The 15,963-nt window shown below is 60.4% G+C and carries 15 protein-coding genes and 1 riboswitch; of the genes, 8 read left to right on the top strand and 7 right to left on the bottom strand.

Annotation, left to right across the window (positions count from 1 at the left end; genetic code table 11):
• Nucleotides 1–2: 2 nt before the first annotated feature.
• Both CS390_RS02290 and CS390_RS02285 read right to left on the bottom strand, forming a co-directional pair.
• Nucleotides 3–389 carry an MAPEG family protein gene (locus tag CS390_RS02290; RefSeq protein WP_065760274.1) on the bottom strand — a complete coding sequence of 129 codons (387 nt, stop codon included), beginning with the start codon at nucleotides 387–389 and terminating at the stop codon, nucleotides 3–5.
• A gap of 28 nt (nucleotides 390–417) precedes the next feature.
• The gene (locus CS390_RS02285) at nucleotides 418–1,251 is read right to left on the bottom strand and encodes an EamA family transporter (protein ID WP_099773381.1); all 834 of its coding nucleotides are present in this window, start codon (nucleotides 1,249–1,251) and stop codon (nucleotides 418–420) included.
• Between the two features lie 889 nt (nucleotides 1,252–2,140).
• On the opposite strand from CS390_RS02285, the gene CS390_RS02280 reads away from it, so the two are divergent.
• Complete coding sequence (locus CS390_RS02280; protein WP_099773380.1) at nucleotides 2,141–2,449, top strand: DUF3077 domain-containing protein; 309 nt, start codon at nucleotides 2,141–2,143, stop codon at nucleotides 2,447–2,449.
• Between the two features lie 31 nt (nucleotides 2,450–2,480).
• Here CS390_RS02280 and CS390_RS02275 read toward each other — a convergent pair whose 3' ends face one another.
• On the bottom strand, nucleotides 2,481–2,879 hold the full coding sequence (locus tag CS390_RS02275) for an acyl-CoA thioesterase (RefSeq protein WP_065761755.1): 399 nt from the start codon (nucleotides 2,877–2,879) through the stop codon (nucleotides 2,481–2,483).
• Between the two features lie 183 nt (nucleotides 2,880–3,062).
• Nucleotides 3,063–3,168: riboswitch (S-adenosyl-L-homocysteine riboswitch) on the top strand.
• 21 nt (nucleotides 3,169–3,189) lie between these two features.
• Between CS390_RS02275 and ahcY the strand changes: the two genes are divergently transcribed.
• The 5 genes from ahcY (at nucleotide 3,190) to CS390_RS02250 (ending at nucleotide 9,705) form a co-directional block, all read left to right on the top strand.
• Entirely contained in the window at nucleotides 3,190–4,599 is a 1,410-nt protein-coding gene (gene ahcY, locus CS390_RS02270) for an adenosylhomocysteinase (protein ID WP_065761754.1), read from the top strand.
• A gap of 95 nt (nucleotides 4,600–4,694) precedes the next feature.
• Nucleotides 4,695–5,540, top strand: a complete 846-nt coding sequence (gene metF, locus CS390_RS02265) for a methylenetetrahydrofolate reductase [NAD(P)H] (RefSeq protein WP_099773379.1) — start codon at nucleotides 4,695–4,697, stop codon at nucleotides 5,538–5,540.
• A gap of 130 nt (nucleotides 5,541–5,670) precedes the next feature.
• Entirely contained in the window at nucleotides 5,671–6,747 is a 1,077-nt protein-coding gene (locus tag CS390_RS02260; RefSeq protein WP_099773378.1) for a hypothetical protein, read from the top strand.
• 54 nt (nucleotides 6,748–6,801) lie between these two features.
• Complete coding sequence (locus tag CS390_RS02255; protein ID WP_099773377.1) at nucleotides 6,802–7,587, top strand: ABC transporter substrate-binding protein; 786 nt, start codon at nucleotides 6,802–6,804, stop codon at nucleotides 7,585–7,587.
• 222 nt (nucleotides 7,588–7,809) lie between these two features.
• Nucleotides 7,810–9,705 (top strand): DEAD/DEAH box helicase, encoded by a 1,896-nt coding sequence (locus tag CS390_RS02250; RefSeq protein ID WP_099773376.1) that lies wholly within the window; start codon nucleotides 7,810–7,812, stop codon nucleotides 9,703–9,705.
• A gap of 61 nt (nucleotides 9,706–9,766) precedes the next feature.
• Here the strand turns inward: CS390_RS02250 and CS390_RS02245 are convergent, their stop codons facing one another.
• The 3 genes from CS390_RS02245 to CS390_RS02235 form a co-directional block, all read right to left on the bottom strand.
• Nucleotides 9,767–10,345 carry a YceI family protein gene (locus CS390_RS02245; RefSeq protein WP_099773375.1) on the bottom strand — a complete coding sequence of 193 codons (579 nt, stop codon included), beginning with the start codon at nucleotides 10,343–10,345 and terminating at the stop codon, nucleotides 9,767–9,769.
• A gap of 34 nt (nucleotides 10,346–10,379) precedes the next feature.
• A complete protein-coding gene (locus tag CS390_RS02240) occupies nucleotides 10,380–10,931 on the bottom strand; it encodes a cytochrome b (protein WP_099773374.1) in 552 nt (183 codons plus the stop codon).
• 246 nt (nucleotides 10,932–11,177) lie between these two features.
• Nucleotides 11,178–12,944 (bottom strand): flavin monoamine oxidase family protein, encoded by a 1,767-nt coding sequence (locus tag CS390_RS02235; protein WP_065761323.1) that lies wholly within the window; start codon nucleotides 12,942–12,944, stop codon nucleotides 11,178–11,180.
• A gap of 190 nt (nucleotides 12,945–13,134) precedes the next feature.
• On the opposite strand from CS390_RS02235, the gene CS390_RS02230 reads away from it, so the two are divergent.
• A complete protein-coding gene (locus CS390_RS02230) occupies nucleotides 13,135–14,541 on the top strand; it encodes an adenosylmethionine--8-amino-7-oxononanoate transaminase (RefSeq protein ID WP_099773373.1) in 1,407 nt (468 codons plus the stop codon).
• Between the two features lie 79 nt (nucleotides 14,542–14,620).
• Nucleotides 14,621–15,340: a 16S rRNA (uracil(1498)-N(3))-methyltransferase gene (locus CS390_RS02225; protein ID WP_099773372.1), complete on the top strand. Its 720-nt coding sequence runs from the start codon at nucleotides 14,621–14,623 to the stop codon at nucleotides 15,338–15,340.
• Here CS390_RS02225 and CS390_RS02220 read toward each other — a convergent pair.
• Entirely contained in the window at nucleotides 15,337–15,954 is a 618-nt protein-coding gene (locus CS390_RS02220; RefSeq protein ID WP_065761334.1) for a hemolysin III family protein, read from the bottom strand. The genes CS390_RS02225 and CS390_RS02220 overlap by 4 nt on opposite strands.
• Between the last annotated feature and the right edge of the window lie 9 nt (nucleotides 15,955–15,963).

Here is a 15,963-nt window from a genome sequence, read left to right as displayed (position 1 = left end):
GATCAGGCCGATACGACGAAAAACGCGGCAATCACACCCATGCCTAGCGCCCAGACCAACGAGCGCAACAGCGCCCAGTCCGCCAGGTAGCAGATGATGTAGAGCAGACGGCTGGTGATGAACATCACCGCCAGCACGTCCTGCGTCACCTGCTCTGCGTTACCGACGACATCGGCAATGATCACTGCCGCGGCGAACGCCGGTGTCACCTCAAAGCTGTTCAACTGCGCGGCATGGGCGCGCCGGGCGAACCCTTCGAGCGTATCGAGAAACGCGCGCGGGTCGTGATTCTCGCGCAAGCCGAAACGACCACCGCCGAACTTCGCCACACCGGTACACAGATAAGGCAGGAACAGCGCGATCAGTACACACCAGAAAGCTACGGTCATGGCAGGGTCCTTTTTTTGGTTTCTCGGGTCAGAGCTTCATGATCAGCATGCCGATCAACACCAGCGCACAAGCTAAGAGCCTAGGCCCGCCAAAAGGTTCTTTCAGGTAGCGCATGCCAAACAGCACCACCAGAATCACACTGACCTCTCGCAAAGCCGCCGCCTCTGCCACCGAACCCAATTGCATGGCCCAAAGCACCAGGGCATAGCTGAACAACACACAGAACCCCACCGCCAGGCCGAGCCGCCATTGCTCTCGCCAGAACAAGACGTAGGGCGCACGACGGGCCACGGCGGCCAACACCGGGAAAGGCCAGGCACTGATCAGGGTCAGCCAGACCAGATAGTCCAGCGGCTGCGACCACAACTTGATCGCCGTACCGTCCAGCCAGGTGTAGCAACCGATACACAGACCGATCAAGGCAACCACCGGCAGCATCGACCACGGCAGACGGTCACCGCCGCCACCCTGCCAGAGCAGGCAGGCCATGCCGCACGGGATCAGCAGAATGCCAATGATCTGCTGGGTGCTCAGCGACTCGCCTGCAAAGGTCAGGGTGAGCGCCAGCACCACCAAGGGCGACAAACCACGCATCAGTGGATAGACCAGGCCGAGGTCGCCCACCCGGTAGGCTTGAATCAACAGAAAACGGTAAAGCAACTCGAACAGTGCCGACGCCAACATCCAGGGCCAGACCTCAGCCGGCGGCACCTGCACGAAGGCCACCATGACCAGCGCAAACAGCAATGCCACCGCATCCATACTGGCGATCACCAACAGGCGCTCGCCACTGAACTTGATCAGGGTATTCCAGGTTGCATGGAGCACCGCCGCAAGCAGTACCAGAGTCGTTGCCAGCACGTATCAGTTCCTTGGCAGGTCTTGGAAAAGCCATCACTGGCCATCTGCCCACCATACTAACCGCTTCTTGGTGAGGCACTGATGTGCAAGCCACGACACGTTCCAATAACTTCGCAGGCAAGCCAACTCCAACAGGGCTGCCGCTCATCATGTAGGAGCCGGGCTTGCCCGCGATAGCGTCGGCGCGGTACCAGCAAGTTCGCGGTGTTTGTATCGCAGGCAAGCCAGCTCCAACAGGGCTGTAGCTCATCGTGTGGGAGCCGGGCTTGCCCGCGATGGCGTCGGCGCGGTGCCAGCAAATTCGCGGCGTTTGTATCGCAGGCAAGCCAGCTCCAACAGGGCTGCCACTCATCGTGTAGGAGCCGGGCTTGCCCGCGATGACGTCGGCGCGGTGCCAGTGAGTTCGCGGCGTTTGTATCGCAGGCAAGCCAGCTCCCACCGGGCCCCGGTCAAACCGTGTGGCAGGCTTGCCCGCGATGGCGTCGGCGCGGTACCAGTGATTTCGCGGCGTTTGTATCGCAGGCAAGCCAGCGCCTACAGGGTTGCAGTTCATTTTGTTGTAGGAAAGCGCCGAAAATGCGCCGCCATGACAGGGCACTCTGGCTGCCGGGTGGTCCTAGGACATATCCTACGAATTCTGTCGTTTCAGGGATGATTGCTCCCCGGGAAACTCGCCACTAGGCTCGGTAGGTCGCTGACACATCAGCGATCGGGTTTGGCGACCCGGCATCGTGGAGCAACTCTGCCTCATCTTTATGGCAGCTGTGCGCGGGAGGGCTCAGGCCCTGCCGGGTTGCTCCGTGTTCCGGTTCGCCAACCTGCGTACAGCTGCCACCCTATGCGTTTGGCGACCATTACGTGGCGGCTTCATTCATCACGGAGCTACGTAATGAAAAAAATCGTTCCCGATCCACCCGAATTCCACGAACTCAAAACCACCGAGAAACCATTCGGCCTGTGCGATGCCGGGCACCCTCAGCTCTTTGCGGTGCGGCCGGGCATCAGTGTCGAGGACGCACTGGTGCATGCCTCGCTGTACCTGAAGTGCGCCAGCCAGACCGGCCCGCTCATGGTTGAGTATTGCAAGGAGCCGGGCCGTGGTTTTGCCCAATCGACCCTGCATTCAGTGGAAATGGCCAAAGGCATCATCGATTCGCTGCTCGACAGCCTGGAAAGCCGCTACACGCAGCCCTCCTGAGGCCTTACGGTCGAGCCGCCAGCATGAATGCTTATTTGACCTCGGTGTCGAACTGATCCTTCATGTACTTGATTTCGGTGCGCCCGTGCGGTGCCGGCAAGCCGTCCTCACCAAGGTTGACGAAGACCATCTTGTCGACGGTGAGGATGCTCTTGCGGGTAATCTTGTTGCGCACTTCACACTTGAGGGTAATGGAGGTGCGGCCAAACTCGGTCGCGGTGATACCCAGCTCGATGATGTCGCCCTGGCGCGAAGCACTGACGAAGTTGATCTCCGACATGTACTTGGTCACCACACGCTGGTTGCCCAACTGGACGATAGCGTAGATCGCCGCTTCCTCGTCGATCCAGCGCAGCAGGCTGCCGCCGAACAGGGTGCCGTTAGGGTTGAGATCTTCAGGCTTTACCCATTTGCGAGTGTGGAAATTCATCTGTACTCCTGACCTTGCTTACCAATCGATGCCGCTAATCATGGCAGAGCCAGCGCACCGGCTCCATTTAACCTCGACTATGGTCTCGATTAATCGACAGAAAGCCTTGGGTAGGAGCCTCGGCATGGCTATAATCGCCATCGTTTCATAACGGTCATCTGCACTTGATACCGTTCCCGCCACCCATCCGAGGGGCGCTGCAGCAGGTTCATCCTGTCAGGCTCGGATGGGGCGTTGTCCTGCAAGGCTTGCCTGCAGACACTAAAACGCACAACGGCGCCCATTCGCACCTTACGAATGGAGGCTCTCAATGAGCGCTGTAAACACGCCTGCAGGTTTTACCGATTTTAAAGTTGCTGACATCTCCCTGGCCGCCTGGGGCCGCCGCGAGGTAATCATCGCCGAATCGGAAATGCCTGCACTGATGGGCCTGCGCCGCAAGTACCTGGAAGAGCAACCGCTCAAAGGTGCCAAGATTCTCGGCTGCATCCACATGACCATTCAGACTGCCGTGCTGATCGAAACCCTGGTTGCCCTGGGTGCCGAGGTACGCTGGTCGTCCTGCAACATTTTCTCCACTCAGGACCAGGCTGCCGCTGCCATCGCTGCTGCCGGCATCCCTGTATTCGCCTGGAAAGGCGAGACTGAAGAAGAGTACGAGTGGTGCATCGAGCAGACCATCCTCAAGGACGGTCAGCCATGGGACGCCAACATGGTGCTGGACGACGGTGGTGACCTGACCGAAATCCTGCACAAGAAATACCCGGCCATGCTGGAAAAAATCCACGGTGTGACCGAAGAAACCACCACCGGCGTACACCGCCTGCTCGACATGCTGGCCAAGGGCGAACTGAAAGTCCCGGCCATCAACGTCAACGACTCGGTCACCAAGAGCAAGAACGACAACAAGTACGGCTGCCGTCACAGCCTGAACGATGCGATCAAGCGCGGCACCGACCACCTGCTGTCGGGCAAGCAAGCCCTGGTCATCGGCTACGGTGACGTGGGCAAGGGTTCGGCTCAGTCCCTGCGTCAGGAAGGCATGATCGTCAAGGTCACCGAAGTCGACCCGATCTGCGCCATGCAAGCCTGCATGGACGGTTTCGAACTGGTTTCGCCATTCAAGGGCGGCATCAACACCGGCACCGAAGCCTGCATCGACAGCGACCTGCTGGGCAAGATCGACCTGATCGTTACCACCACCGGTAACGTCAACGTCTGCGACGCCAACATGCTCAAGGCCCTGAAGAAGCGCGCCGTGGTGTGCAACATCGGCCACTTCGATAACGAAATCGATACCGCGTTCATGCGCAAGAACTGGGCATGGGAAGAGGTCAAGCCGCAGGTGCACAAGGTACACCGCACCGGCCACGGCGACTTCGACCCACAGAACGACGACTACCTGATCCTGCTGGCCGAAGGCCGCCTGGTAAACCTGGGCAACGCCACCGGTCACCCAAGCCGCATCATGGACGGTTCGTTCGCCAACCAGGTCCTGGCCCAGATCTTCCTGTTCGAACAGCAGTTCGCCAACCTGTCGCCAGCCGAGAAAGCCGAGCGCCTGACCGTTGAAGTGCTGCCGAAGAAACTCGACGAAGAAGTAGCCCTGGAAATGGTCCGCGGCTTCGGCGGTGTGGTCACTCAACTGACCCAGCAGCAGGCCGAGTACATCGGCGTGTCCGTCGAAGGTCCGTTCAAGCCACACGCCTATCGCTACTGATGGGCCAAAGCCGGTGCCGCTCTCAAGCGTCACCGGCTTTTTCTTGAGCCGCACCGTTTGGGCGGCTTGCTTGATCGGTTTACCAGGATTTCGCCATGTCTCAGGAACGTCGCTACAGCTTCGAGTTCTTCCCGACCAAGACCGATGCTGGACATGAAAAACTGCTCGCCACTGCCCGTCAGCTGGCTACCTACAACCCCGACTTTTTCTCCTGCACCTACGGTGCCGGTGGCTCGACCCGCGACCGCACGCTCAACACCGTGCTGCAGCTGGAGAGCGAAGTAAAAGTCCCTGCCGCCCCGCACTTGTCGTGCGTTGGCGACAGCACAAACGACCTGCGCACCCTGCTCGCCCAGTACAAGGCTGCGGGCATCAAGCGCATCGTTGCCCTGCGCGGCGACCTGCCGTCCGGCATGGGCATGGCCAGCGGCGAGTTGCGTCACGCCAATGACCTGGTTGAGTTCATTCGCAAGGAAAGTGGCGATCACTTCCACATCGAAGTCGCTGCTTACCCTGAAATGCACCCGCAAGCGCGCAACTTCGAGGACGACCTCGCCAACTTTGCACGCAAGGTCCAGGCGGGTGCGGACAGCGCCATCACCCAGTACTTCTTCAACGCCGACAGCTACTTCTACTTCGTCGAGCGCGTGCAGCAACTGGGCGTCGATATCCCTGTAGTGCCGGGCATCATGCCCATCACCAACTACAGCAAGCTGGCACGCTTCTCCGACGCCTGCGGCGCCGAGATTCCACGCTGGATCCGCAAGCAGCTGGAAGCCTATGGCGACGACGCGAAGAGCATCCAGGCCTTCGGCGAAGAAGTGATTACCCGCATGTGCGAGCAACTGCTGCAAGGCGGCGCACCGGGCCTGCACTTCTACACCCTGAACCAGGCCGAACCAAGCCTGGCAATCTGGAACAACCTCAAGCTGCCACGCTGACCGAAGCGGCGTTCGCGCCGCTTTCCAGTGCACTGCACGCTCGCGATTATTTGAACTTGAAGGTGCTCTAGCCTAGGCTAGGGCACCTTTGTGCTTTTCTCTATTGGACTATTGGACTGTCACCCTGCCTATGTCTCTAGCTTCTCAACGACCGCAACTGGTTTACCTGGTGTTCGGTGCCCCCACATACCACCAGGAAGCCCAGTTCAGTATTGCCAGCGCCTTGACCAATCTGCGCAAGACACCTGGCGAAGCTATTGATATACAGGTTTTCAGTGATGACCCTGAGCCATACCGTCACCTGCCCGTTACGGTCCACACACTGGATGCAGAAACCCGCACGCAGTGGAACCAGCCCCATGGTTATCATTTCCGCAGCAAACATGTCGTGCTGCGTCAGGTGCTGGAGCAGCATGAACTGGCGCTGCTGATCGACACCGATACGTTCTTCCATCGCTCTCCGATTGAACTGTTTCGACGCATAGCACCGGGTACCTTGCTGTGTAATGCCATAGGCGGCCACTACGGCGATGACCCCAAAGCGCCACTGTATGAGGCACTCGCCACGGTACTGCGCAGCCGCGATCTGGCAGACGACCAGATGCCGCTGCTGAACTCAGGGGTGATGGGCTTGCACTGTAGCGACGCAGCACTGCTTGATCGCTCGATCGCCTACATGGATGAGTTCTACCTGCAGGCCAAAGGCGCCTATACGCTGGAAGAGTTCTGCCTGGCAGTGGCGGCTTACCGCTCAATGAAGGTCAACGAATGCCCTGACCTGATCCATCACTATTGGAGCCGCAAGCAACTGTTCAGGGCCAAGATCCAGGCATGGCTGCGCAAACACGGCGACGCACCACTCAGCCCTGAAGCCATGGCCGACATACCACATGTCAACGCAAAGCTGCCACGGCCGCCCGCACTGCAACGCATGCTGTACAAGACCGTGAGCCTCGCACTGCCCGAACAACAACGCCAGTTCCTCCGTGAACTGCTGTATGGCTGCTATGCCTACCCCAACGAGTTCGACCGCGCCTGCGGTTCAGCCTGGTGGGACAAGGCCCTGGAGAACGTCCAGGCGCGCCTTGGCCGAACATTGACCCGCGAACAGTTGATGAGCTGGCTGCAGCAACCGGCGCTGCGTCTGGCACTGGGCAAACAGCACCCAAGCGTTCAACAGCACCTGCTGCTGAAGCTGCAGGACTGAATCCAGACGCAGTCACCACTGGTCATCCTGAACCGGTCGTCGTACTCTGCCGACATGTTCGATTTCGCCCGTCTACTGACAGCGCTGTTTCTAGCTTGCCTGAGCACTTTCGCCCTGGGCGAAAAGCTGCGTATTGTTACCGACCCTTGGCCACCCTATGCCTACCAGGAAGGAGAGCAGATCAAGGGGATCGACTACGAGGTGACGGCCGAAGTCTTCAGGCGCCTGGGTGTCGAGGTGGAGTGGCAGTTCCTGCCCTGGAAGCGCTGCCTGAACATGCTGGAACAGGGGCAGGCAGACGGCGTGCTGGATATTTTCCAGACCCGTCAGCGTGACAGCCTGCTGTTTTACCCCAGCGAACCGCTGTCGACCGTCGAGTTCGCGCTGTTCTATGCCAAGGCCCGCCCGCACGTGGTGAACAGCCTGGACGACCTCAAGGGGCTTACTGTCGGCACTTCGCCCGGCTACACCTACGACCCGACCTTCACGGAGTCAACCGCGTTCAACCGCGAGCCCGCCCCCAGCCACGAGGCCAACTTCGGCAAACTGCAACTTGGCCGTATTGACCTGCTGATCACTGATCGTCGGGTCGGCCGCTACCTGATTGCCACCCTGGGCCTGGAGCAGGAGGTCGGTGAGCTGCCCTTGGTCGTCAGCCAACAGCATCAGTACCTCGCCGTACGTCGAAATGTCGGCATGGACCTGCTGGCGCAACGCTTCGCGGCTGAGCTACGGCGCTTCAAGAAGGAGCCTGCCTATGCCGCGCTGTCAGCTCGTTATGACAGTGCCGCAATAAAAAATCAGCCCGCCGTTGAGCAGCAGGAACGCAGCACTCACTGAATGCTCTGTTATACTCGGGCATTCCCGCCAGGCTTACGCCCGGACGCTCGACCTTGAAACAGCCATCCTGACCGGTAGAACGGCGCGTTTAGACACCCGTTCGCCGCTCCCGGATGCACATTGAAGGCCAAGCAGGACCGGACGCGATAGCATCTGCAGATGCCCGTCGCGCCAGGCAAGATCATCCCAATGGGCTCAGCCCCCACTAGAACAGGATTTCTCATGTCCTTTGCTTCCCTCGGTCTCTCCGAGGCTCTAGTCCGCGCTATCGAGGCTGCGGGCTATACCCAGCCCACTCCGGTGCAACAGCGGGCGATTCCCGCCGTGTTGCAAGGTCGCGACCTGATGGTGGCGGCGCAGACAGGTACTGGCAAAACCGGCGGTTTCGCGCTGCCAATCCTTGAACGCCTGTTTCCCGGCGGCCACCCCGACAAATCCCAGCGTCACGGCCCGCGCCAACCACGTGTTCTGGTGCTGACGCCAACCCGTGAACTGGCCGCACAGGTACACGACAGCTTCAAAACCTATGCCCGTGACCTGAATTTCATCAGCGCGTGCATCTTCGGTGGTGTTGGCATGAACCCGCAGGTGCAAGCCATGGCCCGCGGTGTCGATGTACTGGTGGCCTGCCCTGGCCGCCTGCTGGACCTCGCCGGTCAAGGCAGCGTCGACCTGTCGCACGTCGAAACCTTGGTGCTGGACGAAGCCGACCGCATGCTCGACATGGGCTTCATCCACGATGTGAAGAAGGTCCTGGCCCGCTTGCCGGCCAAGCGCCAGAACCTGCTGTTCTCGGCCACCTTCTCCAAAGACATCACCGACCTCGCCGACAAGCTCCTGCACAACCCGGAGCGTATCGAGGTCACCCCGCCGAACACTACCGTCGAGCGGATCGAGCAGCGGGTCTATCGCCTGCCGGCCGGCCACAAGCGTGCGCTGCTGGCCCACTTGATCACCGTCGGCGCCTGGGAACAGGTACTGGTCTTCACCCGCACCAAGCATGGCGCCAACCGCCTGGCCGAGTACCTGGAGAAGCACGGCCTGACCGCCGCCGCCATCCATGGCAACAAGAGCCAGAATGCCCGCACCAAAGCCTTGGCCGACTTCAAGGCCGGCACTGTACGGGTCATGGTTGCCACCGACATCGCCGCGCGCGGCCTGGACATCGATCAACTGCCTCACGTAGTCAACTTCGAGTTGCCGAACGTTGAAGAGGACTACGTACACCGCATCGGCCGTACCGGTCGTGCCGGTCGCTCGGGCGAGGCCATCTCGCTGGTCGCACCCGACGAAGAGAAACTGCTCAAGAGCATCGAGCGCGTTACCCGCCAGAAAATCGCCGACGGCGACCTGATGGGCTTTGATGCTTCGGCCATTGAGGCCGAGAAACCCGAAACCCGCGAGCGTCCACAAAACACCCCTCGCACTGGCCGTGGCCAGCGTGCCGATGGCACCAACACCGGCAGCGGTGGCCGCAAGGACAAGGGTAAGGATAAAGGCAAGGAAAAGGACAAGGCCGGCGAGAAGTCCGCTGAAAAGGCCGCTGGTGGACGCCAGGAACGCAAGCCACGCGACAAGAAACCGCGCCCGGCTCAAGCCGCTGGCCAATCGGCTATTCCTCCAGTGCCCGCCAACCGCGATCCGGAAGAATTCCTGGACGACGAAGTCGATAATTTTGGCAACCGTGCCGACTACGTCAGCCCTTACCAGAACAAGGGTGGCCAGGGCCGTAACCGTCGCCCAGGCGCTCCGGCCAGCAGCAACGGCGGGGCTGCCCAGCCACGCGGTGGCCAGGGCCGAAGCAACAACCCTCGTAGCGGTGGTGCAGCCAATGCAGGCGCCAACGGCGAGAAGCGTGGCGGTGCACGTAACGGTGCGGGCTCGGGTGGCCGTGACGGCCAGCCACGCCGTGACGGTGCCAACCGCAACCGTCGCCCTGCCCGCGAAGAGTCTTCGCGCCAGGAACCGGCCGTACGCAACCCTCGTGAAGGTCAGCCGCAACCGAAGATCATCCACAAGGAATCCAAAGTGGATCGCTTCCCGACCGCCGAGCAGCTGGAACAACTGCCAAGCCGTCCACGTGGCGAAAAACCGGCGCTGCTGACGCGTAACCGCTGATTCAGACGCCAACAAAAACGCCGCCCCATGGGGCGGCGTTTTTGTTGGTGCAGTAACCCGATTACTTCTGCTTCACGCCTTCCAGCGAGATGTCCAGGTCCAGGGTCTGCGAAGCTGGGCCCGGGCCCTTGATGCCGAAATCGTTCAGGTTCAGCGTAGTGGTGGCATTGAAGCCAGCACGCTCGCCGCCCCATGGGTCTTTGCCTTCGCCGTTGAAGGTTGCCTTGAACACTACCGGCTTGGTCACGCCGTGCAGGGTCAGGTCACCCGCGACATCAGCAGTTTTTTCACCGGTCGACTTGACGCTGGTAGAGACGAACTTGGCATCAGGGAATTTGCTGACGTCGAGGAAGTCCTTGCTGCGGATGTGCTTGTCACGCTCGGCATGGTTGCTGTCGAGGCTGGCGGTTTTCAGGTCAACGGCAATTTTGCTGGCTTCTGGCTTGGCGCTGTCCCAGCTGAAGGTACCGTCAAAATCCTTGAAGGTGCCATGGATGAAACTGTAGCCAAGGTGGCTGATTTTCCAGTCGACGAAAGCGTGCTGGCCTTCTTTGTCGATTTTGTAATCAGCAGCCATGGCCTGACCAGCCGACAGCAGTGCAGTACCAAGCGCCAGTGCGGCAAAAGTCTTTTTCAACATGCGTCTGTATCCTTTTTGCAGGTTAGGTTGAACATCAAGCTTTGCGGCCCAGCATGCGGACAAGGGTCGCGTCACGGTCTATAAAGTGGTGTTTAAACGCCGCCAGGGCATGCAAACCGGCAAAGATCACCACGCCCCATGCCACGTAGAAGTGGATTTCGCCGGCAAGGTCCGCCTGATCAGGCAGATTGCTGAGCAATGCCGGCACCTCAAACAGGCCGAATACCGGAATGCCCACGCCATCCGCGGTGGAGATCAGGTAGCCACTGATCAGAACAGCGAACAGGCCCAGATAGAGGAGACTGTGGCCAGCCTTGGCAGAAACCCGGGTAAATGTGCTGTAACTGGCCAACGTCGGCGGTGGTGGGCTGACAAAGCGCCAAATGACCCTTAGCAACATGATCGCCAACACAGTCAAGCCGATACTCTTGTGCAGATCGGGCGCGATGTGACGCCAGGCGCTGTAGTAATCAAGGCCGACCATCCATAGGCCCAGGCCGAACAGGCCGAACACTGCCAATGCCACGCCCCAGTGCATGACAACACTGACCAAGCCATAGCGAGAAGATGAGTTTCGCAACTGCATTGCCGAATTTCCCTGTAAGAACTGTTGCCAAGACTAACGAGTTATCTATCGAATTAAAGCGGAAAATTTCGCTTTGAAATATCGAGAAAAACGATTGTTAGCGTGGAACGCTGGCATTAAGGAAAGATTAACGCTAGGCACTAGCGCTAATGGCAACGGGTGTGGAGAGGCATCAGAACGAGGCCGGCATGGGGATTGCCAGCAAGGCCGGCTCTTGAACGAGCCGGCCGCTACACCGGTATCAGGCTACTGAGCGCTGGCCTGAGTGTTGGTGGTCTTTTTCTTCACGGGCTCAGCCTTGGCAGCGGTTTTTTTCACCGGTGCCGGCTTGGCTGCTGTCTTCTTGGCTACCGGCTTCTTCGACGGCGTAGCCTTGGCAGGGGCAGCCTTGGCGGGCGCAACCTTGGCCGGTTCCTCTTTTGCTACAGGAGCCACAGGCGGCGCCACTGGGGCAGGTGCAGCCACTGGAGCCGGCGCTGGAGCAGCCTGCACAGCCTTCACCGCAGGTGGTGCTGCCGGTTTGTCAGCGCCACCGAACAGGCGCGAGAAGAAGCCTGGCTTGCTCTCCTTGGCCGCGACGGCGCCTGCCGTTGCAGCTGCAGCGCCAACGGCTGCGGCTTTAAGCGGGTCGACGGTTTTACCCGCCGCCAGGTCCTGTACCTGGTTGGCCGCGCGCTGACCGCTGCGCAGAGCACCTTCGAGCGTGCCGGGGTACAGCGCATCGGTGTGCTCACCCGCGAAGGCGATGCGCTGCATAGGGCGCTCCCACAGGCGCCAGTACTTGCTGATCTGCCCCGGACCAAACGCCAGGTAGGAGCCGCCAGTACCCGCGTCGGTGCTGTAACGACGCACCTCATAGCCGGTAAACGCTCCTCGCGCCTGTGGATAAAACGCGTGCAGGCGGATCAACACCTGATCGACCATCTGTTTGTCGCCGAACGCCTGAAGCAGGCGAGCGTTGTCACCCGACAGGTTGATCACTACGTTGGCACCGCCCTTCAGCGCAGGTTCGATCCAGAGCATGCCAAGGCCGGTGTTGCTGTAGATTTCACCGGACATCCGCGCACGGCTTTCCCAGACTGGCGTCTTGAACTTCAGCATCAGCTGATCGCGCCAGCCGTAGTTGGTGCCCTTGATCGCCGCCAGGTGCAGGTTGTCCAGGCCCGGCGTCATTTGGATCTTGGCCAACGCCCGCAATGGCACGGCCAGGACCACGTAATCCGCCTGGTAACCGACGCTGCCAACCTTGACGGTAACACCGTCTTTGTCTTGGCTGATCGCCGTGACCGGCGAACTGGTCTTGATGGTTTTCAGCTGTTTGACGAACGCCTGGGCCAATACCGGGCTGCCGCCAGGCAGGCGGGCGGCACGCAGGTCACGGTCGTTGACGCCACGGTAGACTCGATTCTGCTGGGCGAAATACAACAGCGACAGGCGCGATGGTTCGTCATAGCGGGTACGGATCTGCTGGTTGATCAACTGCCGCGCGGTAGTCGGCAGTTGCAGTTTGTCCAGCCAGGTGGCGACGTTCATCTGATCCAGGGCGAACAGGGTGCTATTGCCCGCCGGGTTTTCCGGATCGTTGATCGAACGGGCCAGGTCGTCGAGGGTTTTCTCATAACGCTTGATGGCCTCGGCGGTGGCCGGCTGCTTGGTTGCCAGGTCAGCGGCGCTGAAGTATTCGCCATCGATCAGGTAGCCCGGCGTACGAACGAACTCAGGCGCCGGCAGGGTGCTGAGCTTGAAGGTGTCCAGGTACTTGTTGAGGATCGGCTGTGCCTTGCTGTTGCCAATCCACTCGCTGGTGGCCAGGCCTGAACGCCCACCCATGCTGGGTTTGGCTTCCAGCAAGGTCACCTGCCAGCCCTTGCTTTGCAATTCATAGGCAGCGGTCAGGCCCGCCAGGCCACCGCCGACGACAATCGCCGTCGGCTGCTTGGCGGCCGCCAATGCCCCCGTACTGAACAGCCCAATCATTACTAACGCGCACGCGCGCAGCCAACCAGCAGACATTTGGCGAACTCCGGATCAAAGGCAGATAAAAGTGGGGGTGAGCACCCCAAGAAAGCTGCGTGAAGGATACGCCAGCATGGTCGGCCTCGCCAGCGAGCCAGGGCAGGATCACGCACTATGGGTTGTTCTCCTCCAACGCTTTGCATAGGCTTGCGCGCATACCCGAATACGCATCGCCAGGAGAGAGCCGATGGGCCTGAATCAACAGTGGATGCAACGTGACCTCAAGGTCCTGTGGCACCCCTGCACCCAGATGAAAGACCACGAGCAACTGCCGCTGATCCCGATCAAGCGCGGCGAAGGCGTCTGGCTCGAAGATTTTGAAGGCAAACGCTACCTGGATGCGGTCAGTTCCTGGTGGGTGAATGTGTTTGGCCATGCCAACCCACGCATCAACCAGCGCATCAAGGATCAGGTCGATCAACTTGAGCACGTGATTCTGGCCGGTTTCAGTCATCAACCGGTCATCGAACTTTCAGAGCGCCTGGTCAAGCTCACGCCTGACGGACTCAATCGGTGTTTTTACGCCGATAATGGGTCTTCCTGCATCGAAGTCGCACTGAAAATGAGCTTTCACTACTGGCTGAACCAAGGCCAGCCGGAGAAAAAGCGCTTCGTCACCCTGAGCAACAGCTACCACGGCGAAACCATCGCGGCCATGTCGGTCGGTGACGTCCCGCTGTTCACCGAAACCTACAAGGCGCTGTTGCTCGATACGATCAAAGTACCAAGCCCAGACTGCTATTTGCGCCCAGAAGGGGTCAGTTGGGAGGCGCATTCTCGCACGATGTTCGCGGCCATGGAGCAGACCCTGGCCGAACACCATGCGACCATCGCGGCAGTCATTGTCGAGCCCTTGATTCAGGGTGCCGGTGGCATGCGCATGTACCATCCGGTGTACCTCAAGCTGTTGCGCGAAGCCTGTGACCGCTACGGGGTTCACCTGATCCACGACGAGATCGCCGTAGGCTTCGGCCGTACCGGAACGATGTTCGCGTGCGAGCAGGCCGGCATCCGGCCAGATTTCCTCTGCTTGTCCAAGGCCCTGACCGGCGGCTATCTGCCGCTGGCCGCCTGCCTGACCACCGACCAGGTGTACAACGCGTTCTACGACGATTACCCGACCCTGCGCGCGTTCCTTCATTCGCACAGCTATACCGGCAACCCGCTGGCCTGCGCGGCGGCCCTGGCGACCCTGGATATCTTCGAGCAAGACAACGTCATCGAGAACAACAAGGCCCTGGCCCAGCGCATGGCCAGCGCCACGGCACACCTGGCCGATCATCCGCATGTGGCCGAAGTGCGCCAGACGGGCATGACCCTGGCCATCGAGATGGTTCAGGACAAGGCCAGCAAGACGCCTTACCCGTGGCAGGAGCGGCGCGGCCTGAAAGTCTTCGAGCACGCGCTGAGCCGCGGCGCACTGCTGCGCCCACTGGGCAGCGTGGTGTACTTCCTGCCGCCGTATGTCATCACCCCGGAACAAATCGATTTCCTTGCCGAGGTCGCCAGTGAAGGCATCGACATCGCCACGCGTGACAGCCTGAGCGTTGCCGTGCCCAGTAACTTCCACCCAGACTTCCGCGATCCGGGCTAGTGCACACCCTGGGGGCCGGCCCTACCGGCCTTCGGGGGTGAGCAATGCGCCAATCGCCCGTTTTGATTCAGAGACCGACATGAGACTGTCCCGTTTTTTCATTGATGCCCCGCTGAGCCTTGGCGAGCATGACCTGCCTGAAGCCCAGGCCCATTACATCGGCCGCGTACTGCGCATGGCCACTGGCGACGCTGTACAGCTGTTTGACGGCAGCGGCCAGGAATACCTCGGCGAGCTGCTGGAAGTCGGCAAGAAAAACGTACGCGTGGTGCTCAGCGAAACCCTGCCGGGCCAAGCCGAGTCGATGCTGCACGTCCATCTGGGCCAAGGCCTGTCACGCGGCGAGCGGATGGACTGGGCAATCCAGAAGGCCACCGAGTTGGGTGCCAACGAAATCACCCCGATTGTCAGCGAGCGCTGTGAAGTCCGCCTCAAGGACGAGCGCGCCGACAAGCGCCTGGCCCACTGGCGCCAGGTAGCGATCAGCGCCTGTGAACAGTGCGGTCGCTCACGCCTGCCGGTCATTCATGCCCCTATGCTGCTGGCCGACTGGCTCAAGCAACGCGACGAAGCGCTGAAGCTGGTCCTGCACCCAGTCGCCGAGCCAATGATCAGCCACGCCAGACCCGAGCACCTGGCCTTTTTGATTGGCCCCGAAGGCGGCCTCTCGGAGGCGGAAGTCGAACAGGCCAAGAGCACCGGATTTCACGCCGCCCGCCTGGGCCCACGGGTACTGCGCACGGAAACCGCACCCGTGGTAGCACTGGCCGTTGCCCAACAACTGTGGGGTGATTTCTAAAGCACGTAGAAAAACACCGCGACAAAATGCATCAGGCTGCCGGCGATCACGAACAGATGCCAAATGCCGTGCCAATGGCGAAAGCGGCTGTCATAGGCAAAGAAGATGATCCCGATGGTGTAGAACGCCCCACCACCGGCCAGCCAGGCAAACCCCGCAGTGCCCAGGCTGGCCAGTAGCGGCTTGACCGCGACCAGCACGATCCATCCCATCACCGCGTAGATGACGATCGACATCACCCGCGCCTCGGAGCGCGGTTTGATTTCCTGCAGCATACCGATCACTGCCAGCCCCCAGACGGTGCCAAACAGGCTCCAGCCCCAGGGGCCACGCAAACTGACCAGGCAGAATGGCGTGTAACTGCCCGCAATGAGCAGGTAGATCGACAGATGATCAAGCTTGCGCATGACCGTTTTGGCCTTGCCGCGTACGCTGTGATAAAGCGTGGAGATGCTGTACAGCAACAGCAAGGTGAAGCCGTAGATCGTCAGGCTGACAATTTTCCAGGGGTCGCCTTGCAGTACCGCAATCCCTATCAGCCATGTCGCGCCGACAGCGGCCAGTAGCGCGCCGACGAGGTGGGTCCATGCATTGAAGCGTTCACCATGGTACATGTGGCGCTG

The organism is Pseudomonas sp. HLS-6 (genome assembly GCF_002753995.1).
GTDB lineage: Bacteria > Pseudomonadota > Gammaproteobacteria > Pseudomonadales > Pseudomonadaceae > Aquipseudomonas > Aquipseudomonas defluvii.
This window is presented reverse-complemented; position numbering and strand designations above follow the sequence as displayed.